This is a genomic window from Massilia sp. Soil_C_3 (assembly GCF_057657035.1).
Genome location: NZ_JBDGJG010000006.1, coordinates 174381 through 197878, shown reverse-complemented (window position 1 = coordinate 197878; position 23498 = coordinate 174381). Strand labels below are relative to the sequence as shown.

Annotated in this window: 18 protein-coding genes; 13 read left to right on the top strand and 5 right to left on the bottom strand. The window is 66.7% G+C overall.

Annotated features, from left to right (window positions below; translation table 11 throughout):
* Nucleotides 1-102: 102 nt before the first annotated feature.
* The 4 genes from AC3A6F_RS13820 to AC3A6F_RS13805 are packed head-to-tail and all read left to right on the top strand — an operon-like array spanning nt 103 to nt 4739.
* The gene (locus tag AC3A6F_RS13820) at nt 103-837 is read left to right on the top strand and encodes a response regulator (protein WP_487681621.1); all 735 of its coding nucleotides are present in this window, start codon (nt 103-105) and stop codon (nt 835-837) included.
* A complete protein-coding gene (locus AC3A6F_RS13815) occupies nt 834-2399 on the top strand; it encodes a sensor histidine kinase N-terminal domain-containing protein (protein WP_487681619.1) in 1566 nt (521 codons plus the stop codon). Before AC3A6F_RS13820 ends, AC3A6F_RS13815 begins: the two co-directional genes overlap by 4 nt.
* Nucleotides 2377-2694: a DUF4212 domain-containing protein gene (locus AC3A6F_RS13810; protein ID WP_487681617.1), complete on the top strand. Its 318-nt coding sequence runs from the start codon at nt 2377-2379 to the stop codon at nt 2692-2694. The genes AC3A6F_RS13815 and AC3A6F_RS13810 overlap by 23 nt, the downstream gene beginning before the upstream one ends.
* Nucleotides 2691-4739, top strand: coding sequence for a sodium:solute symporter family protein (locus tag AC3A6F_RS13805; RefSeq protein ID WP_487681615.1), 2049 nt, complete (start codon nt 2691-2693; stop codon nt 4737-4739). Before AC3A6F_RS13810 ends, AC3A6F_RS13805 begins: the two co-directional genes overlap by 4 nt.
* Nucleotides 4740-4769: 30 nt before the next feature.
* Here the strand turns inward: AC3A6F_RS13805 and AC3A6F_RS13800 are convergent, their stop codons facing one another.
* The gene (locus AC3A6F_RS13800) at nt 4770-5072 is read right to left on the bottom strand and encodes a DUF6916 family protein (protein WP_487681613.1); all 303 of its coding nucleotides are present in this window, start codon (nt 5070-5072) and stop codon (nt 4770-4772) included.
* A 74-nt stretch (nt 5073-5146) separates the two neighbouring features.
* Here AC3A6F_RS13800 and AC3A6F_RS13795 point away from each other — a divergent pair, with 74 nt between their 5' ends.
* The 4 genes from AC3A6F_RS13795 (at nt 5147) to AC3A6F_RS13780 (ending at nt 8123) form a co-directional block, all read left to right on the top strand.
* The gene (locus tag AC3A6F_RS13795; protein WP_487681611.1) at nt 5147-5629 is read left to right on the top strand and encodes a GNAT family N-acetyltransferase; all 483 of its coding nucleotides are present in this window, start codon (nt 5147-5149) and stop codon (nt 5627-5629) included.
* Entirely contained in the window at nt 5626-6345 is a 720-nt protein-coding gene (locus tag AC3A6F_RS13790) for an aspartyl/asparaginyl beta-hydroxylase domain-containing protein (protein WP_487681609.1), read from the top strand. The genes AC3A6F_RS13795 and AC3A6F_RS13790 overlap by 4 nt, the downstream gene beginning before the upstream one ends.
* A gap of 125 nt (nt 6346-6470) precedes the next feature.
* Nucleotides 6471-7142: a phage tail protein gene (locus AC3A6F_RS13785; protein ID WP_487681607.1), complete on the top strand. Its 672-nt coding sequence runs from the start codon at nt 6471-6473 to the stop codon at nt 7140-7142.
* Nucleotides 7143-7145: 3 nt separating this feature from the next.
* Nucleotides 7146-8123, top strand: a complete 978-nt coding sequence (locus AC3A6F_RS13780) for a hypothetical protein (protein WP_487681605.1) — start codon at nt 7146-7148, stop codon at nt 8121-8123.
* Nucleotides 8124-8143: 20 nt separating this feature from the next.
* Here AC3A6F_RS13780 and AC3A6F_RS13775 read toward each other — a convergent pair whose 3' ends face one another.
* Nucleotides 8144-15307: an Ig-like domain-containing protein gene (locus AC3A6F_RS13775; RefSeq protein WP_487681603.1), complete on the bottom strand. Its 7164-nt coding sequence runs from the start codon at nt 15305-15307 to the stop codon at nt 8144-8146.
* A complete protein-coding gene (locus tag AC3A6F_RS13770) occupies nt 15304-16167 on the bottom strand; it encodes a sulfotransferase (protein ID WP_487681601.1) in 864 nt (287 codons plus the stop codon). The genes AC3A6F_RS13775 and AC3A6F_RS13770 overlap by 4 nt, the downstream gene beginning before the upstream one ends.
* 267 nt (nt 16168-16434) lie before the next feature.
* Here AC3A6F_RS13770 and AC3A6F_RS13765 point away from each other — a divergent pair, with 267 nt between their 5' ends.
* Complete coding sequence (locus AC3A6F_RS13765) at nt 16435-18459, top strand: S9 family peptidase (RefSeq protein WP_487681599.1); 2025 nt, start codon at nt 16435-16437, stop codon at nt 18457-18459.
* A 12-nt stretch (nt 18460-18471) separates the two neighbouring features.
* On the opposite strand, the gene cysC is transcribed toward AC3A6F_RS13765, so the two are convergent.
* Complete coding sequence (gene cysC / locus AC3A6F_RS13760) at nt 18472-19068, bottom strand: adenylyl-sulfate kinase (protein WP_487681597.1); 597 nt, start codon at nt 19066-19068, stop codon at nt 18472-18474.
* A gap of 4 nt (nt 19069-19072) precedes the next feature.
* On the bottom strand, nt 19073-20116 hold the full coding sequence (gene purM / locus AC3A6F_RS13755) for a phosphoribosylformylglycinamidine cyclo-ligase (protein ID WP_487681595.1): 1044 nt from the start codon (nt 20114-20116) through the stop codon (nt 19073-19075).
* 168 nt (nt 20117-20284) lie between these two features.
* Here purM and hda point away from each other — a divergent pair, with 168 nt between their 5' ends.
* From hda to folK, 4 genes are read left to right on the top strand one after another with little or no spacing between them, the layout of a single operon-like run.
* Nucleotides 20285-20968: a DnaA regulatory inactivator Hda gene (gene hda, locus AC3A6F_RS13750; protein ID WP_487681593.1), complete on the top strand. Its 684-nt coding sequence runs from the start codon at nt 20285-20287 to the stop codon at nt 20966-20968.
* Nucleotides 20965-21639, top strand: coding sequence for an HAD family hydrolase (locus AC3A6F_RS13745; protein ID WP_487681591.1), 675 nt, complete (start codon nt 20965-20967; stop codon nt 21637-21639). Before hda ends, AC3A6F_RS13745 begins: the two co-directional genes overlap by 4 nt.
* A complete protein-coding gene (gene pcnB / locus AC3A6F_RS13740) occupies nt 21632-23017 on the top strand; it encodes a polynucleotide adenylyltransferase PcnB (protein ID WP_487681589.1) in 1386 nt (461 codons plus the stop codon). Before AC3A6F_RS13745 ends, pcnB begins: the two co-directional genes overlap by 8 nt.
* A complete protein-coding gene (gene folK, locus AC3A6F_RS13735) occupies nt 23014-23487 on the top strand; it encodes a 2-amino-4-hydroxy-6-hydroxymethyldihydropteridine diphosphokinase (protein ID WP_487681587.1) in 474 nt (157 codons plus the stop codon). The genes pcnB and folK overlap by 4 nt, the downstream gene beginning before the upstream one ends.
* Nucleotides 23488-23498 lie beyond the last annotated feature (11 nt).

Here is a 23498-nt window from a genome sequence, read left to right as displayed (position 1 = left end):
GTGCCACTCACGTTATAAGGCAGCGGCGCGCATGCAAACCTGGGTCCCCGCCTGCGCGGGGACGACGAGCGAGAGTCAACAAGCAAATAACGAGGTGCCACCATGCGAATTCTGCTCGCCGAAGATGATAGCGTACTTGCCGACGGCCTGACGCGCTCCCTGCGCCAGTCCGGCTACGCCATCGATTACGTCAAGAACGGCCAGGATGCCGACACCGCCCTCTCCACCCAGGAGTTCGACCTGCTCATCCTCGACCTCGGCCTGCCGAAGATGTCGGGGCTCGAAGTGCTGCGCCGCCTGCGCGCCCGCGCCTCGCTGCTGCCGGTCCTGATCCTCACCGCCGCCGATTCCGTCGAGCAGCGCGTGGAAGGCCTCGACCTGGGCGCCGACGACTATATGGCCAAGCCGTTCGCCCTGTCCGAACTCGAGGCGCGGGTGCGCGCCCTCACCCGCCGCGGCGCCGGCGGCGGCCCGGCCGTGGTGCGCCACGGCCCGCTGGTCTACGACCAGGTCGGCCGCAGCGCCTACATCAACGACCAGATGCTCGACCTGTCGGCGCGCGAACTCGGCCTGCTCGAGGTGCTGCTGGCGCGCACCGGCCGCCTGGTATCCAAGGAACAATTGGTCGACCATCTGTGCGAATGGGGCGAAGAAGTCTCCAACAACGCGATCGAGGTCTACGTGCACCGCCTGCGCAAGAAGATCGAAGTCGGCGGCGTGCGCATCGCCACCGTGCGCGGCCTGGGCTATTGCCTCGAGAAATACTCCGAGGCCGCGGCGAGCGCCTCCGCTGAACGCGCAGCAGCAACGGCAACGGCAACCGTCGCCGACAGGTGAACGAACGCGACGCCGGCTTCACGGCCGGGACTGAGTACACTCCGGCCACGACGACCGAGCCGACCTACGTCCCGCCGAATCCCGAGCCGGACGAAAATATCCGGCACTCGCTGTTCGGCGAGATCCTCGACTGGATGCTGGCCCCGCTGCTGCTGCTGTGGCCGATGAGCATCGCCATCACCTATCTCGTGGCCAAGTCGATCGCCAACCAGCCCTTCGACGACGCGCTCGAAGACCGGGTCACGGTGCTGGGCCAGCAGATCCGCAACGTGGGCGGCAAGGCCGCCGGCCAGCTGCATCCGTCCGGCCGCGACATCCTGCGCGCCGACGACGTCGACAGCGTCTATTACCTGCTGGCCGGGCCCGATGGCGAGCTGCTGGACGGCGACCGCGACCTGCCGCGTCCGCGCCTGAACGCGGCCGACGAGCACGCGCGCAGCGGCGCGGTCGAGTTCCGCAACGACAGCATCCACGGCACGCCGATCCGGGTCGCCTACACCTATATCAACCTCGACCCGCTGCACGAACGCTCCCCGCAGCCGCCGCTCGAACCGCCGCTGGCCTTGGTGCAGGTGGCCGAGACGCTCGATAAGCGGGCGCACCTGGCGGGCGAGATCATCAAGGGCGTGATCCTGCCCCAGTTCATCATCCTGCCGGTGATCCTGGCCCTGGTGTGGTTCGCGCTGTCGCGCGGCCTGACCCCGCTGGCCGAGCTGCAGCAGCGCATCCGCGCGCGGCCCCAGGACGACCTGTCGCCGATCGATCCGCGCCAGGTGCCGGAAGAGATCTCGCCGCTGGTCGGCTCCTTCAACGACATGCTCGAGCGCCTGGGCGAATCGATGGCGATGCAGAAGCGCTTCATCGCCGACGCCGCGCACCAGATGAAGACCCCGCTGGCCGGCATGCGCATGCAGTCCGAACTGGCCCTGCGCCAGCTCGACCCGGCCGAGATCCACCGCTCGCTGGAACAGCTGGCCAAGAGTTCGGAATCGGCCACGCGCCTGGTGAACCAGCTGCTGGCGCTGGCGCGCGCCGAAAATCAACCGCAGGCCGGCCTGGCCTTCGCCGAGATCGACCTGCCGGTGCTCGCGCGCGATACGGTGCTCGATTGGGTGCCTGCCTCGTTCGCGGGCGAGATCGACCTGGGCTTCGAGCCGCCGGCCGCCGACGAAGGCGCGGTCGTCATCGCAGGCCAGCCGCTGATGCTGCGCGAAATGCTGTCGAACCTGATCGACAATGCGCTGCGCTATACCCCGCCCGGCGGCAGCGTGACGGTGCGCGTGCGCCGCGACGGCGAGCGCGCCCTGCTCGAGGTCGAGGACACCGGCCCCGGCATCGCCCCCAACGAGCGCGAACGCGTGTTCGAGCGCTTCTACCGCATCCTGGGCAGCAATACCCAGGGCAGCGGCCTGGGCCTTGCGATCGTGCGCGAGATCGCGCAGCAGCACGGCGCCGAGATCGACATCTTCAACAACCCGCGCTGCCAGTCCAAGCGCTTCCCGGGCTGCCTGTTCCGCCTGACTTTCCCGCCCCCGCTCCATGAACCCGACGCCGCCCCTTGACCCCCACCATGACGACGCGGCGCGCCGCCGCGCCGCCAACGCCACGCACTGGGAACGCACCCGCAGGATGACCCTGCTGCTGTTGGCGCTGTGGCTGGCGACCGGGTTCGGCACCGTGTTCTTCGCGCGCGAGCTGGCGCGCTTCGAGGTGTTCGGCTGGCCCCTGTCGTTCTATATGGCGGCGCAAGGCGCCTCGCTGGTGTCGCTGGCCATCATCGGCTTCTATGCCTGGCGCATGCGCCGGCTTGATCGCGACGCCGCCGCGCAAGCCGCGGCCGGGGCGGAGCCACGATGAGCGCCAAGCCACCCTATTTCAGCAAGCTGGCGCGCTACTATCTCTGGTACACCGGCTGCTTCGCGCTGTTCCTGGTCGCCGTCGCCCTGCTCGAGCAAGAAGGCATGCCGCGCCTGTGGATCGGCCACCTGTTCATGTTCGCCACCATCGCCCTGTACGCGATCATCGGCGTGATCTGCCGCACCTCGAGCGTCACCGAATACTACGTCGCCGGGCGGCGCGTGCCGGCCATGTTCAACGGCATGGCCACCGCCGCCGACTGGATCTCGGCGGCCAGCTTCATCAGCCTGGCCGGCGGCCTTTATCTGCAGGGCTTCGACGGCCTGGCCTTCATCATGGGCTGGACCGGCGGCTTCGTGCTGGTCGCACTGCTGATCGCGCCTTATCTACGCAGGTTCGCGCAATACACCGTGCCGGACTTTTTGGCGGCGCGCTACGGCGGCGGCGCCGGCGGACGCGGCGCGCCGGTGCGCGCGCTGGCGGTCGGGGCCACCATCCTGGTCTCGTTCACGTATGTGGTGGCGCAGATCTACGCGGTCGGCCTGATCGCTTCGCGCTTCACCGGCGTCGATTTCTCGATCGGGATCTTCCTGGGCCTGGCGAGCATCCTGGTGTGCTCGTTCCTGGGCGGTATGCGGGCTATCACGTGGACCCAGGTGGCGCAGTACATCATCCTCTTGGTCGCCTTCCTGATTCCAACCATGTGGCTGTCGGCCAAGCACGCCGACAACCCGATCCCCGCGGTGGCCTATGGCTCGCTGATGCCCAAGCTGACCGCACGCGAAGCCGAACTGGCCAGGGACCCGCGCGAAGAACAGGTGCGCGCCGAGTTCCGCCGTCGCGCCGAGCAATACGCGGCGCGGCTGGACGCCCTGCCCGAATCGCTGGAGACCGGCAAGCTGGAAGCCCAGCGCCAGCTGGCGGCGGCGCGCGCGCGCAATGCCTCGCTCACCGAGGTGCGCCAGGCCGAGCGCGCGCTGGCCACCTACCCCAACTCGGTGGACGAGGCGCGCTCGCAGTGGAGCGAGCGGCGCGACGCCAACCTGGCGCGGGCCCGGCCGCCCGAACCGCATGCCGAACCCTTCCCCGGCGCCACCAAAGAGGAATCGGACAACCGCCGCAACAACTTTTTGGCGGTGGTGTTCTGCCTGATGTTCGGCACCGCGGCGCTACCCCACATCCTGATGCGGGCCTACACCACGCCGTCGGTGAACGACACCCGGGTCTCGGTATTCTGGACCCTGTTCTTCATCCTGCTGGTGTACCTGACCATTCCGGCGCTGGCGGTGCTGGCCAAGTACGACATCTATACCTCGCTGGTGGGGAGCGACTTCTCGGCGCTGCCCACCTGGATCTCGTACTGGGCCAATGTGGACAAGGCCAATCCCCTGGTGAGCGTGGCCGACATCAACGGCGACGGCATCGTGCAACTGGCCGAATTCGCGATCGACGCCGACGTGCTGGTGCTGGCCACGCCGGAGATCGGCGGCCTGCCCTACGTGATCGCGGGCCTGGTCGCGGCCGGCGGCCTGGCGGCGGCGCTGTCGACCGCCGACGGCCTGCTGCTGGCGATCTCCAATGCGCTGTCGCACGACGTCTACTACAAGATGGTCAACCCGAGCGCGTCAACCCAGAAGCGGGTCACGATTTCCAAGCTGCTGCTGCTGGGGGTGGCCTTCATCGCCGCCTATGTGGCCTCGCAGAAGCCGGCCGACATCCTCTCGCTGGTAGCGGCGGCGTTCTCGTTGGCTGGTTCTACTTTATTCCCGGTGCTGGTGCTGGGCGTGTTCTGGAAGCGCGCCAACCACCAGGGCGCGATCGCCGGCATGCTGGCCGGCTTCGCGGTCTGCCTGTATTACATGCTGCGCGCCAGTCCGGCGCTGGGCGGCAGCCTGGATGCCGCCTGGTTCGGCATCCTGCCGATGGCGGCGGGCGTGTTCGGGGTGCCGGCGGGGATGCTCACGGTCGTCGTGGTCAGCCTGCTCACACCCCGGCCCAGCCGCGGCAGTGAGGGCATGGTGGACTATATCCGGGCGCCGGAATAAGCGATCGTGCGGCCGCGCGGCCGCCTGCCTTCAGGAAAACAGGATCTGATACTGCGGTCCGGCTCCCGGCACGCCGGCGCCAGACAGCACCGGCGCCATGTTCAGCAAGTGCTGGCCCAACTCGGGATGGGCGATCTGGTAGGTGTCGTGCGCCAGCACGACACCTGGAGGGCCGTCGAAGATCAGCGACAACGGTGTGCGCAGGTGCTCGGGCAGGCCGCGGCGCGGATGCTCGATGGCTTCGACCAGCTTCAGCATGAAAGGGCCCTGCGAAGTCTGGACCGTGAAGTCCGTGCCGACCAGGGGCTCGAACTGTGCAAGTAAAAATTCCATGGTTTGAGTGCCTTGATGGTTGTGGCAACGCGACCATGCAGGCATGATGACGCTGTCTCGTTTCAGAATGTCGCATGTATACGCTACCTCACCCCCTGCGCCTGCGCAATGCCGATGAGAACGATGCCGCCTTCACATGCGCCCTGTACGCATCCGCGCGCGACGACCTGCGCGCCCTGCCGCTGCCGCCTGCGATGATCAACGACCTGATCGCGATGCAGCAGAATGCGCACGAACTGGGCCGCCGAAGCGCATTCCCCGATGCCGAGGTGCTGATCCTGGAGCACGCTGGCGAGCCCGCGGGCCGTATCGTGTTCGACACCGTCGGCGCGCACTGGCGCCTGGTCGACCTGGCCCTGTTGCCGGCGCAGCGCGGGCGCGGCCTGGCGCACGCCGCCCTGCTCGCCTTGCAGCAGCACGCCGAACTGCGCGGCGCCAGCATCGGTCTTTCCGTGATGCGCACCAACGCCATTGCCCTGGCCCTGTACCAGCGTACCGGTTTCGCGATCGTGGACAGCGACGAACTGCGCCACGAAATGCGCTGGCAACCGGCATGAGCGGCGCGCCGGACGACGTCACGCGCTGGCTGCGGCTGGCGCCCGCATTCGACGTCGAGCGCCTGCGCGCCGACCTGGACACCGCACTGGCCCTGCACTGGCAAGCCCATTACAACGACCAGGCCCATCAGGGCAGCTGGACCAGCATCGCATTGCGCTCGAGCAGCGGGCGCCCGGACGACATCCATGCAGGCGACGGACCCGGATTCAACGACACGCCGTTGCTGCTGCGCTGTCCCTATCTGCGCCAGGTGATCGACAGCTTCGCCTGCGACAAGCAGTCGGTGCGCCTGATGGCGCTGGACGCGGGGGCGCGCATCAAGCCGCATCGCGATCCGGGCGGCGCCTTCGAAGATGGCCTCGCGCGGCTGCACGTCCCGATCGCCACCGATCCGGCCGTGCTGTTCACGCTCGATGGCGAAGACGTGCATTTCGGCGCCGGCGCCACCTGGTACATGAACGCCGGTTGCCTGCATGCGGTGCGCAACGACAGTGGGCATGTGCGCGTCCATCTGGTGCTCGACTGCGTGCCCAATCCCTGGCTGCGCACGCTGTTCGAGGATGCGGGATGGCGGGCTCCGCCAACGCCGAAGTATGTCGACCCCGCCATCACCGATGCCAATGTCGATGATGTGATCAGCCAGTTGCGCGCGCTTGGCACGCCGGTGGCCGAGGCCATGGCAACCCGGCTAACATACCTGGCTTTAAAGTCGTGACTTCAAGGAAACTTCGATGCTAGGATGCTCCAACGCGCATTTGGGCATCGGGCGATGCGCGCTACGAAGCGGCGATCGAACCGCACTACTCTACATGATGTACAAATCTGAAAAAGGGGATGTCTATGGAAGCTTTTATGGGAACGATCATGCCGGTGGCGTTCACGTTTGCACCGCGTGGCTGGATGCTGTGCCAGGGCCAGCTTATCTCCATCCAGCAGAACTCGGCGCTGTTCGCGCTGCTCGGCGTCCAGTATGGTGGCGATGGCGTCTCAACCTTCGCCCTGCCCGACCTGCGCGCCCGCACCCTGGTGGGCATGGGCGCGTCGCCGATCGGTATGACCGTGCTCCAGGCGCAGCAATTTGGCACCCCCAATGCGACGGCGCTTTCGAGCGGCACGGCCAGCGTGACGCTCACTGCGGCAAATCTGCCCCCGCACAATCACACGGTGACGATCGCCGGTGACCAGTTCGGCGCCACGTCGACCCTGCATGCCAGTTCGACCGGACCAGGCGTCGGCGCACCGCTTCCAAACTGCGCACTGGGCGGTTCCGGAGGTGGTAGCGGTGCCGGTAACATTTATGTCACCGGCAAGACCCTTGACGTGGAGATGGACCCGACCAGTGTGACCACCAAGGTCACCGGCAGCGTCACCGCCACTACGAACAATTCCGGCGTCGCCCCGACTCCGGTCCAGGTCCCCTACGCCACCCAGACCACGCTCAGCGTGCTGCAGCCCTCGCTCGGCATGAATTTCATTATCTGCGTCTCGGGCATTTACCCAGCGCGCAACTGAGCGATGACGCAGCCTGGATCGGTACTAAGGCATGACAGCTGGCTGCGCTGGCCCATGGTCGATCCCGGCACGCTCGATTCGCTGCGCGACTGGTTTCCGATCGCACTGGACGGCGCTGAGGTCGGCTGGCGGTACCTTCCCGGCCGCTTCACGGCGCCCTTTTTCGCCGATACCCTGACCGCGCAAGAGCGCGCCGAACGGCGCGTCTGCCGCACACCGCACGACTGGCTCGAGCGCACCGGTCCGGCCATCCCTCCCAGCGCCTTCGTCTTTCATGCATCGCGCTGCGGCTCGACCCTGCTGTCCCAGATGCTGGCCGGCCTGCCGCAATGCGTGGTGCTGTCCGAACCGCCCGTCATCGACGATTTCCTGATCCGCTACGGCGCTGCGCCGCCCGAGATCGCCGTGCCCGGCCTGCGCCGCCTGCTGTGCGCGCTTGGCCAGCAGCGTCATGGCGAAACCCACTTCATTATCAAGCTCGACAGCTGGCACTTGCCGTACCTGCCGCTGCTGCGCGCCGCCTTTCCAGCGACGCCATTCTGGTTCCTGTACCGCGAGCCGCATGCCATCCTCGAATCGCACCGGCGCCAGCGCGGGCCGCAGATGGTGCCCGGCCTGGTGTTGCCGGCCGAATTCGGCGCCGGCCTGGCGCCGGGCGACCTCGATGGCTGGTGCGCGCGCGTGATCGCGCACCTCTACGAGCACGCCCTGGCCCATGCCGGCGAACTGCGTCTGCTCGACTACCGGCAGTTGCCGTCGATCGTCTGGGACGCGCTGCTGGGAGAACTCGGCATCGACTGCACGCCGGAGCAGCTCGCTGCCATGCGCGGGCGCGCGGGCTTTCACGCCAAGTCGGCCGGCGCGCCGTTCGCCGGCGATCCGCCCGCATCAACGACAACGGCGCGGCATCTGCTCGCGATGCTGACGCCGCTGTACGCGCAGCTGGAAGCGCTGCGCCGGAGTCGTGAGCGCGGCGCCTGAGGCGCCGCCATCCACCCGCCCTACACCAGGAAGTCCCAGTCCAGCACACCGCGCTGGTGACCCACCATCTCGGCCGACTCGACGAAACTGGTGGCGACCTGCTCCAGGGTCATTCCGCGCTCCTCCATTGCCGCCTTCCAGAAGGCCAGTCCTTCGGCCTCGGCTTCACGGTTGAACAGCGCCTGGTACAGCAAGCCGATGTCGTTGGCGGCGTCGCCATTGAAGTCGCCATGCTGCACCACGCGTTCGCTCGACGCGATCAATTCCAGCGCGATCGTACCCCAGCCCATGCCATTCTCGCGGTGGTCGGCCCAGTACTCGAAACCGTACAGGTCGGCCTGGCGCCCGAACACGGTCTGGTACATGCCGGCCAGCGTGTTCAGGCCCGCGCCGTTCTCGACCGCGACATTGCCGTCGCTGAAGCGCAGTTCCTCGACGTTGACCACCAGCGCCTTGGCATCCGACGCCGCCTTGCTGGTCACGACCAGGTAGCCGTTGTGCGCCTCGATGTCGTAATCGCCGCGCACGCCCGCGAAGCTGGCCGCGTCGCCGCCCTGGCCGCCGTGCAGCGTGGAGACTCCGCTGGCCGCGGCCTGCTGTGCGCTGGCGCGTCCGCTGGCCGAACCCGCATCCACGGGCGCGCCCGCAGCGAAGGTGAGCAGGTCGCTGCCGCCGCCGGCGAACACGCCGTTGTTGTTGCCCGCCAGGACCGTGAAGTGCTGGCTGGCGCCATCGCCGGCCAGGATGGCGCCAACGCTGCCGGTGTACACCGTCGCCGCGCCGACCAGGGCGGCGAAGTCGACATCGACCAGTTCGATGGACGCGCCGTTTGCCAGGCCCGCGGTTTCGATCACCAGCGCGGTGCCCTGGGCCCCGGACGGATTGAAACCGGTCAGGACCAGCGCGTCGGTCGTACCCGGATTGCTGACCGGTTTGACGGTATGCACCAGCAGCGAGCTGTAGCTCAGGCCCTGCAGGAACGAGGTGCCGTTCTGGACCAGGTGGCCCTGGTCATCCGGCGCGTGGGTTGGGGTGGCCGCCCTGATCGAGGCGATCAGGAATTCCAGCCCGCTTGCGGCGCCGACGCTGGCGCCGCTCGACGACAAACCGAAACCTGTCGGCAGCTGCGCCAGCAACTGGGTCTGGCCGCCGCTGGAAGCCAGCGGGATGTCGGCCAGGCTGGCCTGGCCATCCGTTTCGTTGCGGCCACCGGTGACGATCGGTACGGCGACCGTGGTGCCGCTCACGCCGCCCGGCAGGGTCACCGGCGTGGTCGTGACCGGCATGCCGTCGATCACGGCCGGCGGATTCGGTTGCGGATTCGGGTTGGGGTTGGGGTTTGGATTCGGCTCCGGGTCCGGATTCGATACCGTGACCGTCAGCTGGAATGGATCGCTCTTCACCGATTCATTGCCGGCCTTGTCATCCTGGGTCACGCTCAGGGTATGGGTGCCGCCGCGCAGCGCGACGTCGATGCTCCATAGACCATCGGCGTTGGCCTGGCCGGAACCGATCCGCAGGTCGCCGTTGTACAGGTAGACCATGGCGCCCGGATCCGCGCCGCCACCCTCGATGACCTGGGTGGTGCTTTCGGTGCGGCCGTCGCCTTTCTCGCCGGTATCGCTGCCGGCGGCCAGCTTCGGCACGCCCGGCTTATCCGGCGCCTTGGTATCGATCGCCAGCGCCGGCGTCACGCCGTTCGTGCCCAGGTTGCCGGCCAGGTCGGCATAGCTGCTGGCGGCGACCGTGATGCTGGCGTTGCCTTCGAAACCATCGGCCGGCGTGAAAGTGGCCGTGCGCGTGGCACCGCTGCCGCTGATCGCCGACAGGACGCCGCCGCTCACCACCACATCGCCCGCCGCGCCGTTCCAGGTGAAGGTTGCGCCTGGATCTTCGCTGAACGTGAAGGTGATGGTCGCGCTCTCGCCGCGCTTGACTGCGCTCACATTGCTGGTGATCGTCACGCTCGGCGCCAGGGTGTCGAGACGGTAGTCCCTGGAGTACTCCTCGCCGGCGTTGCCGATGGCGTTGACCACCCGCACCGCCACGGAATCCTCGCCCGCGAGCAGCGTGGTGCCGATCGACCAATTCTCGGCATCGATGTTCGCGCGGCTCCAGTGCTTGCCGCCGTCGACCGATACTTCGACGTATTCGCCGGCCTTCAGTTGCGCATCGAGCTCGCCGCTGATGATCTGCGCTGCGGTCCTGGTGACCAGGTCGGTCTGGAAGGTGCCGGTATCGGCAGAGAACTTGAGGCTGGTTGCCTTGGTGGTCGGCGCGTCGGTCACGATCTCGAGTTTCAGCGGGGCCGACGCCGGACCGGCATTACCCGCGGCATCGGTCGCGACCGCGGTGATGTCGTATTTGCCCTGGACCAGCGCGACATCGCTGGCAATGCGCCAGGTGCCGTCGGTCGCGACGACCGATCCGATCTCCCGTTCTCCCGCGAACAGCGTGACCGTGGAGCCGGCTTCGGCCGTGCCGCTGAAGGTCGGGGTGGTGTCGCCGGTGATGTCGTCGTCGTCCTCGCTGCCGGTGTCCGACTCGGCCACCAGGTCGGGGATGGACGGCGCCGCCGGCGCCCTGGTGTCGAGCACCAGCGTCGGCGACAGGCCCGGGCCGCCGTTGTTGCCGGCAGCGTCGACGTAGGCGCCCGCGCCGACCGTGATGCTGGCCGTGGTCGTGTCGACGTTATCGTCCGGCGTGAAGGTGGCGCTGAACGTCAGGCCATCCCGTGTCAGGTCGCCCAGCGTGCCGCCCGAAAGCTGGATGTCGGCCTTGGTAAAGCTGTTGCCCGGATCCTCGCTGAAGGTGAAGGTGATGGTCGCGGTTTCGCCGATCCTGAGCTTGGCGACATCGCTGGTGATGGACAAGGTCGGTGGCGTGAAGTCGATCGTGATCTCGGCACCGGTTGCTGCCGCGCTCTCGTTGCCGGCCGCATCGACCGCGCGCGCGCTGATCGTATGCTTCCCTTCGCCCAGTGCCGCCACCGGCGCGATCGACCATGCGCCATCGACGGCCGTACCAGTGCCGATCACATTGTCCCGTGCGTCATACAGGACCACCGTGGCGCCCGATTCAGCGGTGCCGGTGAAGGTTGGACGGTCGTTGGCCGTGATGCCGTCTCCCGCGACGCCGGTGTCGCTGACGACGGCGAGCACCGGCGCCGACGGCGCAGCCGGCGCCAGGGTGTCGAAGGTCAGCGAGGTCAGCGACGCGGACGCGCTGTCATTGCCGGCCAGGTCGGTAAACAGGCCCGCATCGATGGAGATGCTGGCGCTGCCGCCGTTCTGGTTGACGTTCGGGGTGAAGACAGCAGTGCGCTCGAGGCCGCTGCCGCTGACTGCCGACAGGGTGCCGCCAGTCACCGTGATGACCTCGCTGGACAATGCCACTCCCGGATCTTCGCTGAAGGTGAAGGTGATGGTGGCGGTGTCACCGGCCTTGAGCTTGGGCTTGTCGCTCGTGATCTCGACGGTCGGGGCTTCGGTGTCGAGCGTGTATGCGTATTTCCCCACCGGACCGGCATTACCGATCGCATTGATGACGCGTACTTCCACCTCGTGCTCACCTTCTTTCAGGGTCGCGTCCAGGGACCATGTCGTATCGCCGGCCACGGCCTCGGCGTCCCGCCATTTTCCGTCGAGGTAGACCTCGACCTTCTCGCCACTGGCGAGCGCGGCGGAAAGCGTGCCTTCCAGCGTCTGGCTGGCGACGTTCGTGATGCGGTCGCCGCCGATGCCGCTGTCGGCGCTGAGGGTGAACGTCAGGTTTTCCGTGTCCGGCGCCGCGGTGATGATCGTGACGGCGAGCGCGTCCGAGGCAACGCCCTGGTTACCGGCGAGATCGGTCGCCCTGACCGTGAAGTCGTAGTTCCCTCCCTCCAGCGCATCGTCGACGGTGACGCTCCAGTTGCCGTCGGTGTCGGCCTTGCCGCTGCCGACCACGTTCCCATCGGCGTACAGGGTGATGGTCGCGTCTTTCTCGGCGGTGCCGGTGAAGGTGGGCCTGGTGACGCCGGTGATATCGTCCTGGTCGTCGTCGCCGCTGTCCGATGCCGCGGCCAGGTCCGGCGCGGATGGCTTGCCGGGCGCAGCCGCATCGTATTCGTAGGCATGGCTGACCGCGTCGCCGGCATTGCCGGCGGCGTCGAATACGCGCACCACCAGCGTTCCCGTGCCCGTGATCTGTACGCCGGCGAGCGACCACGCGACGCCTTCCGCATCGATGCCGGCCTGGGTAAAGCTCGCACCGTTATCGATCGAGACGCCGACCCATTCGCGCTGTGCGAGCGGCGCCGTCAGTACGCCGGACACCACCTGGTCCGCTTTGTTGGTCACGAAATCGTCGGCCCGCGCACCGGTGTCGTCCGAGAACTTCACTTTATCGACCTGCGCCGTCGGCGGGGTAAAGTCGATCGTGACCGACGTGCCGCTGGAAGCGACACTGACGTTGCCCGCGACGTCGACCGCCTCGGCGGTGATGGCATGGGTAGCGCCGCCAAGCTGGTTGACCTCGAGCGACCAGCTGCCGTTGGCCGCGGCAACCGTGCTGCCGATGAATCCGCCGTCGGCGTACAGGTTGACCGTGGCGCCGCCTTCGACGCTGCCAGCCACGCCGTAGAAGGTCGGGGTGCGGTCGTTGGTGATCGTATCGGCCTTCGATCCGCTATTGCTGTCGGCGTGCAGCAGCGGCGCCTGCGGCTGGTCGGGCGCCACGCGGTCGACCGTGAGCGTCAGCACTGGAGAAGCACCGCCCGTGTTGCCCGCCTTGTCGGTGGCGCGGGCGGTGATCGCGTGCGATCCATGGGCCAGCGGCAGGTCGATCGACCAGCTGCCGTCGAGGTTGGCGGTCGTGCTTGCGCCCGGGATCGCGACGCCGCCGCTGTACAGCGTGATCACGCTGCCGCCTTCGGCGCTGTTGGCTGCGCCGCCGATGGTCTGGGTGACGGCATTGGTGATATTGTCGTTCTTGACGCCGCTATCGCTGCCGGTCGCCAACACTGGCAGCGTCGGCGCGCCCGGCGCGAAGGTGTCGATGACCAGGGAGAGCGGGTTGGAGGCGATGCTGGCGTTGCCGGCCTCGTCGCTGGCCACGACGGTGACCTGGTAGCTGGCGCTGGCCAGCGCGCTGCTGGTGACGTCCCAGCTGCCGTCGGCATTCGCGGTGGTCTGGCCGATCAGGGTGGCCCCGGCGTACACACGCACCGTGGCGAGTCCTTCGACGCTGCCGGCGCCGCCAGAGAATGTCGGGGTGCTGTCGCTGGTGATGTTGTCGCCCACGACGCCGGTGTCGCTGGCTGCTTGCAGGACCGGCTGTGCCGGCTTGCCTGGCGCCAGTGTGTCGAAGGTGATCGACGGCGAGGAGCCGGCGCCGCCGTTGTTACCGGCTGCGTCCGTGTATCTGCCGGATTCCACGGTGATGCTGGCCACGCCGTTATTCACGCCGTCGGTCGGTGTGAAGGTGGCGGTCCAGGACCTGCCATTACCACTATCGGTCAGGTTGCCGAGCGTGCCCCCACTGACCTGGACGTCGCTGCGCTCGAAGCCGTTGACCTGTTCGCTGAACGTGAAGGTGATCACTGCGGTCTGGCCAATCTTGAGCGGACCGGAGACGTTGCTGGAGATGGCCAGCGTCGGCGCCAGGGTATCGATGACGATGGCCTTGCCGCCACCAAGTGAGTCCGCAGTATTCAGGGCAGGCAGGACCAGCGACGCGTCGGCGCCGCCGTTGCTTCCCTTGATGGTGGCGCCGGCAAGGCTGAGCGAACCGGTGCTGAAGTAATTGAGGTCGGTGCTGCTATCGCCGGACTGGATCGTGTATTTGAAGGTCAGGGTATTGCTGCCGCTGCCGCTGTCGTACAGCGCAAGGCGGTCGGTAGCACCAGTCTCGAGCTGCAGGGTCGGAATGCCGCCGGCCACGGTCACCGCCTGGTCGAAGGTAACGGTCACGAAGATGTCCTGGCCAACTCCGTAGGCGCCGTTCGCGTTGGTGGACGAGACCGACGTCACTACCGGCTCCGGCGGACCTGGCGGTTTGATATCCTTAATCTCGAAGTCGTCGAATACCAGGTATATCATTCTTCCGTTGTTCGACGAGGGATCGGCGAATACTTTTAACTTAGTAATACCGGTCAGTCCATCCAGATCCACTGGGAGATAGGCCCCGTCCGAGTCTGCAGAAGTAGTGATCGGCTTCGGGACGCCGACGCGGTCACCCGATGCATTGTAGCCGACGAAAAATAGTTTCTGCGGTCCGCTCAGCCCGACTTCGAAGTTGGCCACACTGATCGATATGGGCGTGAATACCTGGCCGGTCTCAAAGGAGAAAGTGATTTCGCTTTCGCCAATACCCCCATTGCCAGTGTCTGAAGCGATGAACGGCTCCCCTTGGTATGCATATACATTGCTGCTTGTACCATCAATCTTTAATACATAGGCGTCGTTGCCGCGGATTTTGTACAGGACATCGATCGCCGGATCGTAATTCGGAGCGCCGCTACCTGCGCTGGAAAAATTATCAAACGTATTGAAGTTCAAGGTCACCGGCGCGAGCCAGTCACCAGCCAGCGTCCGTTGGTAAACAGAAGCCAGCGCCGAATCGACCACGGCTGGCGTGTCGATGTCGCCACTCATGATTTCCAGCACCCAATCGCCGCCCTGCGCGGCGTCACCGGTCAGATTGTTCGACGCCGCCAAGTCGGCCCCGGTGGCCGCCGCCAGGCGGCTGACCAGCGCCAGACCAGCGTCGCCGGCGCCGACGTCGCAGCCATACAGCAGGATGTCGCCACCCTCGGCCATGCTGCGGCCGATCGCCTGCAAGTCGGCAGCGTGTTCGGGCACGTCGCCAGCGCCAAGCATCAGCGAACCGAGGCTGACACTGCCTTGCTGTCCATGCGAGATCACGTGCAGGGCATTGATGCCGCTCTGTCCTTGCAGGGCCTCGGCGATCTGGCGCAGGCCATCGCGGCCGGTATCGAGAATGACGATTTCCTTGCCGTCGCCAAAGCCGCGGATCAGCGTGTCGATATCCGGCACATCGCTTTCGATGAAGACGATTTCCTTGCGCGCGCCGGCAATCGCCAGTTCCGGCACGGCCCCCGCGGTCACCTGGCCGTCGCGCGCCGCGGCGCCAGATGCGATGAACAATTCGCCAAGGGTGGCTTGCTGGTATTTGGACGTCATGCTTGTTTTCCTTGTTGTGCGCTCTGCGGTGCGATCACGTTGGCGGCGCTGCCGGCCGTATCGGTCCAGAAGGACATCTTGTTGAATCGGTCAAACAAATCGGGCGGGATGATGGTCTGGCGCGGCTTGTACTCCACCCGCGAGCGCACCTTGTGCAGCCCCGGCGCGCCAAGCCGCGTATCGAATTCCTCGGCGTCATACTCGACGTTGTCGAAATCATGCGCGAAATGCGGTTCGCCCAGGAAGTCGTAAATCAGCGGCATGACCTTGGCCGGCGCGCGCGCCAGCAATTCGTAGTCGACCAGCAGCAGCGACGACGCATGCTCGCCATAGAAGGCTTCGCGCAGGGCGGCCCAGGGATGGCCGACGGTGCCGTCGTGCTGGCCCAGGCCTTCCAGGCGGCTGGTCACGGTGCCGCGCGCGCCGGCGCTGCCGAACAGGCGCGTGTGTTCATACGGATTGGCGCGGTACAGGCGTTCGAAGCTGTCCATGATCCAGGCCACGCTGCGCACGCAGGCGATCACTTTCGCTTCCGGGAACAGGTCGCGCACCAGCGGCATGCGCGCGCACCAGGAGCGGCTGGTGTCGAACACGACCTCGCGGCCAGCGTCCTGGTAATAAGAATCGAACAGGCCGCGCAGCAGTGCGCGGCGCTTGTCGCGGCTGACGACGGACGCGAATTCGCTGCCGGCGCTGACCTGGCCCAGCACCGCATTGCAGAGCGATGAGACAGGACTGCTCATGCCGGCATGAAAGCGCGGATTCTGCAGCAGGATGCCCGACAACAAGGTCGAGCCGGAGCGCGGCAGGCCGGAGATGAAGTGGAACTTGCGCTCCTGAACAGCGATACTTGAAGTCATGAAGAGACAGGCGGGCGGCAGGCGTCCTGTGACCGAAATATCCTTGATGATCCTAGAAAAATAGCTGGGCAGCAACGAATTGTGCATATTCAGAAGTCGTTTTTTGCAAGTTCGGTACGATTTTGTTGGTTTTTGTACCGACCTATCAATTTCGTCAGGTGACAAAGTATTAAGGCGTGAGGATTGATGAGATTTTGCCCTGATAGCAAATGCTAGGCTAGGCCATGCCATCACCGGCCTATAAAAACAATCTTTTCACGGAAAAACATGTCTGTATTGTCCCGCGCCGCATGCGCATTCTCCCTGGCCGCCTCTGCCCTGTGCGCTGCGCCTGCAACCCTGGCCCAGGCGCCGGCTGCCACCCCGCCGCCACCGATCTCCGCCTTCTTCGCCAATGCCGCCTTCGGCGGCGCCAAGCTGTCGCCCGACGCCCGCCACCTGGCGGCGCGCTCTTCCACCAAGGGCCAGCGCGACTTCCTGGTCGTGGTCGACCTGCAGAACAACAGCGGCAAGATCGTCGCCTCGTACAACGATGCCGACGTCGGCGATTTCGAGTGGGTCAACAACGAGCGCCTGATCTTCAATACCCGCGACCGCAGCGTCGGCCTGGGCGACACCACCAAGGCTCCCGGCCTGTACGCGGTGGACCGCGACGGCGCGCAATTCGTGCAACTGGCCGAGCGCACCGGCGGCGGCCTCGTCACCGCCGGTCCCAAGGGCCGGCGGCTGCTGCCCTGGCATACCTACATGCTGGGCCAGCGCGGCGCCCAGGATTCGGACCACGTCTACGTCGCCAGCCCGGTGCTGGACATGAAGCGCGAAGTCCGTTACGTGAATCTGTTGCGCCTGAATACCCGCACCGGCTCGACCCAGGCCGTGCCGCGTCCGGGCAATGCCAAAGGCTGGCTGCTCGACCACAAGGGTGAGCCGCGCCTGGCCAGCACCAGCGAGGACGGCCGCATCACCCTGCATTACCGCGAGCCCGGCGACGGCAGCTGGCGCGAACTGGCCAGCTACGCGAGTTTCGGCGATGGCCAGAACATGGTCCAGCCGGTCGGCTTCGGCCCGGACGGCACGCTGTACGTGGTAGCGCGCGGTGGCAGCAAGTTCACCTCGCTGTACGCCTACGATGTGGCCACCCGCAAGCTCGGCGCCGAGCCGCTGCTGAGCGCGGCCGGCTACGACATCGACGGCAGCCTGGTGGTCAACCGCGACAAGATCCTGGGCATGCTGCTCCGCACCGATGCGGCCTCGACCGAATGGTTCGATGCGGGCATGAAAACCCTGCAGGCAGCCGTCGACAAGGCGCTGCCGGCCACCGTCAACGTGCTGTCCGTGCCGGCCCAGGCCGATTCGCCGTGGGCGCTGGTGGCCTCGTATTCGGACCGGATTCCGGCTGTCTACCACCTGTACAACCGCCAGACCGGGCAAGTGAACAAGGTCGCCGACACCCGCCCCGGCATCGTTCCCGCGCAGATGGGCCGCCAGGAATTCGTGCGCTACAAGGCGCGCGACGGCCTCGAGATTCCCGCCCTGCTGACCCTGCCCGCCGGCGCCAAGCCCGGCGGCTTGCCGCTGGTGGTACTGGTGCACGGCGGCCCTTATGTGCGCGGCAAATCCTGGGGCTGGGACCCGGAATCGCAGTTCCTGGCCTCGCGCGGCTACGCGGTGCTCGAGCCAGAATTTCGCGGCAGCACAGGCTTCGGCGCCCACCACTTCCAGGCCGGCCTGAAGCAATGGGGACTCAGGATGCAGGACGATCTCGCCGACGGCGCGCGCTGGGCGATAGCCAAGGGCATCGTCGATCCGCAGCGCATCTGCATCGCCGGCCCCAGCTACGGCGGCTATGCCACGCTGATGGGCCTGGTCAACGATCCCGATCTGTACAAGTGTGGCATCAACTGGGTCGGCGTCACCGACCTGGGACTGCTGTTCGACAACGGCTGGGTGTACAGCTCGGATGCGACCGACGAGTTGAAGGCCTATACGCTGCCGCAGATGCTGGGCGACCCGGTCAAGGACGCGGAGCGCTTCAAGGCGACCTCGCCGATCCAGCAGGCGGCGCGCATCACCCGGCCGCTGCTGCTGGCCTACGGCGGGGTCGACGAACGGGTGCCGCTCAACCACGGCACGCAGTTGCGCGACGCGGTCATGCGCACCAACCAGCAGGTCGAATGGGTCCAGTATCCGGAAGAAGGCCACGGCTGGGCGCTGGAAAAGAACCGCATCGATTTCTATACGCGGGTCGAGAAATTCCTCGACAAGCACATCGGCAGCGGCGCCGCGCGCTGACCGGGCACGCGTTCAGGCGGCGCCGATGATTCCGCGCCGCGCGAGTTCTTCCAGGAGTTTGGCGACTTCCTCGCCCACCGTCGAGGCGGCGCTGTCGACCAGCACCTCGGGCGCTTCCGGCGCCTCGTAGGGAGAGGATATGCCGGTAAATTCCGGCAACTGCCCGGCGCGCGCCTTGCGATACAGCCCTTTGGGGTCGCGCTGTTCGCATACGGCGAGCGGGCAGCGGCAATACACTTCGATGAAGTGCGGCGCCGGCACCAGCGCGCGGGCGCGCTGCCGGTCGGCACGCAGCGGAGAAATGGCCGACACCAGCACGATCTGGCCGCTGTGGCAGAACAGGCGCGCGACCTCGCCGATGCGGCGGATGTTTTCGGAACGTTCGGGGAGAGAGAAGCCGAGGTCGGCGCACAGGCCGCCCCGCACCTTGTCGCCGTCGAGCACGAACACACTGCAGCCGCGGTCGAACAGGGCGCGCTCGAGGGCGTCGGCCAGGGTGGTCTTGCCGGCGCCGGAAAGACCCGTGATCCAGACCACCGCGCCGCGATGGCCGGTCCGCAAGCGCCGCTCATCGTCGGTGACGGCGGCCGGCGTTGCGGGGAGCGTCATGCGCTTACAGGACGACGGTCTGCGCCTGGCCTTCTTCGCGGGCGCGGATCTCGCCGATGCGGTAGACGGTCTCGCCGGCCGCTTCCAGCTGGGCGAACGCCGCATCGGCGTTCTCTTTCGAGACGATCACGGTCATGCCGATGCCGCAGTTGAACACGCGGTGCATCTCGGCGTCGGCCACGCCGCCGTGCTGCTGCAGCCATTGGAACAGCGGCGGCATGGTCCACGACGACGCGTCCAGCACCGCGGTGAGGTTGTCCTGCAGCACGCGCGGGATGTTCTCGACCAGGCCGCCGCCGGTGATGTGCACCAGGCCCTTCACCTCCATCGAAGCCATCAGCGCCAGCAGCGGCTTGACGTAGAGGCGGGTTGGCGCCATCAGCACGTCGGACAGCTTGCGGCCGTGGAAGTCTGCCTCGAGGTCGGGCTTGGCCACTTGAATAATCTTGCGTACCAGCGAGTAGCCGTTGGAGTGGATGCCCGACGAGGCCAGGCCCAGCACCACGTCGCCCGGGATGATCTTGCTGCCGTCGATGATCTGCGATTTTTCGACTGCGCCGACGGCGAAGCCGGCCAGGTCGTATTCGCCGTCAGGGTACATGCCCGGCATTTCGGCGGTTTCGCCGCCCAGCAGGGCGCAGCCCGACTCTTCGCAGCCCTTGGCGATGCCCGAGACCACGGCGGTGGCGGTGGCCACGTCCAGCTTGCCGCAAGCAAAGTAATCGAGGAAGAACAGCGGCTCGGCGCCCTGCACCAGGATGTCGTTGACGCTCATTGCGACCAGGTCGATGCCGACCGTGTCGTGGCGGTTCAGCTCGAACGCCAGCTTGAGCTTGGTGCCCACGCCGTCAGTACCCGAGACCAGGACCGGTTCCTTGAACTTCTTGCTGATCTCAAACAGACCGCCGAAGCCGCCGATCCCGCCCAGCACGCCTTCGCGCATGGTGCGCTTGGCGAGCGGCTTGATGGCTTCGACCAGGGCGTCACCGGCATCGATGTCGACACCCGCGTCGCGGTAGGAGAGAGAAACATTAGATGGTTGGCTCATGGTATTTGGCAGCGGAGGCGGTAAAATAGGAGGCGACCGGCAAAACTGGTCAATCCACTATTTTAGCAAAACGGCTCATGCAAGATCCCGTTTAACGAATATAACATCGAAACTTGACCTTACTGGCATGCCATTTTTCCCCACGTCAGGCATGAAACGGCCCACGCCATGAAACAGCTGGTGCTCGATTTAGGCGCCGAGCCGGCCCAGAGCCTCGACACCTTCCAGGTGGGGGCGAACGCCGAGATGGCGCACCTGATGCACCTGTTCGCCGAGCGCAGCTCGCGTGAACACTTCGCCTATCTGTGGGGCGACACCGGCGCCGGCAAGACCCACCTGCTGCACGGGCTGGCGGCCAGCCCCGGCGCGCGCTATATCGCGGCCGACGCGCCCGCCGCCTCCTTTTTGCACGCGCCGGACGTCACGCTCTACCTGCTCGACGATTGCGACCGCCTGAGCCCGCAGCGCCAGATCGACGCCTTCGCCCTGTTCAACCAGATCCGCGAGCACGGCGCCTACATGGTCAGCACCGGTCCGGTGCCGCCGGCGGTGCTGGGGGTGCGCGAAGACCTGCGCACGCGCATGGGCTGGGGCCTGGTGTACCAGATCCACGGCCTGTCGGACGACCAGAAGATCGCGGCGCTGACGCACGCCGCCGAGGCGCGCGGTTTGACCTTGTCGGCCAGCGTGTTACCCTATTTGTTGTCTCATTTCAAACGCGACATGCGTTCCCTGTCGACCATGCTGGACGCGCTGGACCAGTATTCGCTCGAAACCCAGCGCCCGGTCACGCTGCCCCTGCTGCGCGACCTGCTGTTGCAAGAGAACCTGCCGCTTGAACCCAAAGAATGAAAAACCTTGCCCTGTTTGACCTCGACCACACCCTGCTGCCGCTCGATTCGGACCACGAATGGGGCGAATTCCTGGCGCGGGTCGGCGCGGTCGACGGCGCTGCCTACCGCGCCCGCAACGACGCCTTCTTCGCCCAGTACAACGCCGGCGTGCTCGATCCGGTCGAATACCTCGAGTTCGCGCTCGGCACCCTGGCGAGCTTTCCGCCCCACGAGCTCGAATCCCTCCATGCACGTTACATGCGCGAAGTGATCGAGCCCGCGATCAAGCCGCAAGCCCTGAAGCTGGTGCGCGAGCACCAGGACGCCGGCGACCTGGTGGCGATCATCACCGCCACCAACCACTACATCACGGCGCCGATCGCGGCCGCCTTCGGCGTCGAGCACCACATCGCGGCCATGCCCGAGCGCGACGCCGCCGGCAAGCTCACCGGCCGCCTGGCGGGCACCCCGACCTCGGGCCCAGGCAAGATCACGCATATGCACGCCTGGCTGGAGCGCCTGGGGCAGCCGTTCGGCAGCTTCGGCCGCAGCCATTTCTACAGCGATTCGCACAACGACATTCCGCTGCTGTCCATCGTCTCCCATCCGGTCGCGACCAATCCGAGCGCCGCCCTCGCGAGCCACGCGCAGCAACAGGGCTGGCCAACCATCCAACTATTCAATGATTAAAAAATTCATCCGTAAAATCCTGGGTGTGAAAGACCAGCGCGACGCAACCGAACCGACCATCCTCGGCCCGGAAGAACATGGCATCGACCCCAAGAACGTCTCGTCCAACGCGATCCGGGTCACGCAAACCCTGCAGGAAGCCGGCTTCAAGGCCTTCGTCGTCGGCGGCGCCGTGCGCGACCTGCTGCTGGGCGTGAAGCCCAAGGACTTCGACATCGCCACCGACGCCACGCCCGAGCAGGTCAAGAAGCTGTTCCGGCGCGCCTTCATCATCGGCCGCCGGTTCCAGATCGTGCACGTGATGTTCGGCCAGGACCTGCTGGAGGTGACCACCTTCCGCGGCAACGGCAGCGACAACGCACCGAAGGACGAACACGGCCGCGTCCTGCGCGACAACAGCTTCGGCCCGCAGCACGAAGACGCGGCGCGCCGCGACTTCACCATCAACGCCATGTACTACGACCCGGCCAGCCAATCGGTGCTGGACTACCACGGCGGCATGGAAGACATCCGCGCCAAGCTGCTGCGCATCATCGGCATGCCGGAAGCGCGCTACCGCGAAGACCCGGTGCGCATGCTGCGCGTGGTGCGCTTCGCGGCCAAGCTGGGATTCACGATCGAGCCGACCACGCGTGCGCCGATCCCCGTCATGGCCCCGCTGATCGACAATGTGCCGGCGGCGCGCGTGTTCGACGAGATGCTCAAGCTGCTGCTGTCGGGCCACGCCCTGGCCTGCCTCAAGGAGCTGCGCTCGGCCGGCCTGCACCATGGCCTGCTGCCGCTGCTGGACGTGGTACTTGAGCAGCCGATCGGCATGAAGTTCGTGACCCTGGCGCTCGACTCCACCGATGCGCGCGTCAAGGCCGGCAAGGGTGTCTCGCCCGGCTTCCTGTTCGCGTCGCTGCTGTGGCACCAGGTGCTGGAAAAATGGACCGCCTACCGCGCCGCCGGCGAGGCGCCGATCCCCGCGCTGCACCTGGCGGCCGACGCCGTGCTCGAGACGCAAACCGAGAACCTGGCCCTGCAGCGCCGCATCGCCACCGATATGCGCGACATCTGGGCCATGCAGCCGCGCTTCGAACGCCGCGCCGGCCGCGCGCCGTACAAGCTGCTGGAACACCCGCGCTTCCGCGCCGGCTACGACTTCCTGCTGCTGCGCTGCCAGTCGGGAGAACTGCCGGCCGAAGTCGGCGAATGGTGGACCGAGTTCTATGCGGCCGAAGGCGGCGACCGCGAGCGCCTGGTGGTCGAAGCCAGCACGCGCGAGCGCGAAGGTGGCGCCAATGGCGCGCCGAAGAAACGCCGTCCGCGCCGTGGTCCGCGCAAATCCGGTGGCGAAGGCAGCCCGGCGCCGGCAGCGGGCGGCGGCGAGGAATGATCGCCTGGGTCGGGATCGGCGCCAACCTGGGCGATGCGCAGGCGAACGTGCTCGACGCGCTGGCGCGCCTGGCGCGGCTCGATGGCAGCACGCTGCTGCACACCTCGAGCCTGTACCGCACCGCCCCGATCGATTCCAGCGGCGACGACTACATCAATGCCGTGGCCTGCATCGACACCAGCCTGGCCCCGCACGACCTGCTCGCCGCGCTGCAAGCCATCGAGAAGGCCCATGGCCGCGAGCGGCCCTACCATAACGCGCCGCGCACGCTCGACCTCGACCTGCTGCTGTACGGCGACGAGGTCATCGCCAGCCCGACCCTGAGCGTGCCGCATCCGCGCATGCATGAACGCGCCTTCGTGCTGCAGCCGCTGCTCGAAATCGCCCCCGACATCGACATTCCCGGCCACGGCCCGGCGCGCAATTTCGCCGCGCTGGTGGCCGGCCAGACCATCGCCAAGCTCGCGTAGGAAAGCGCATG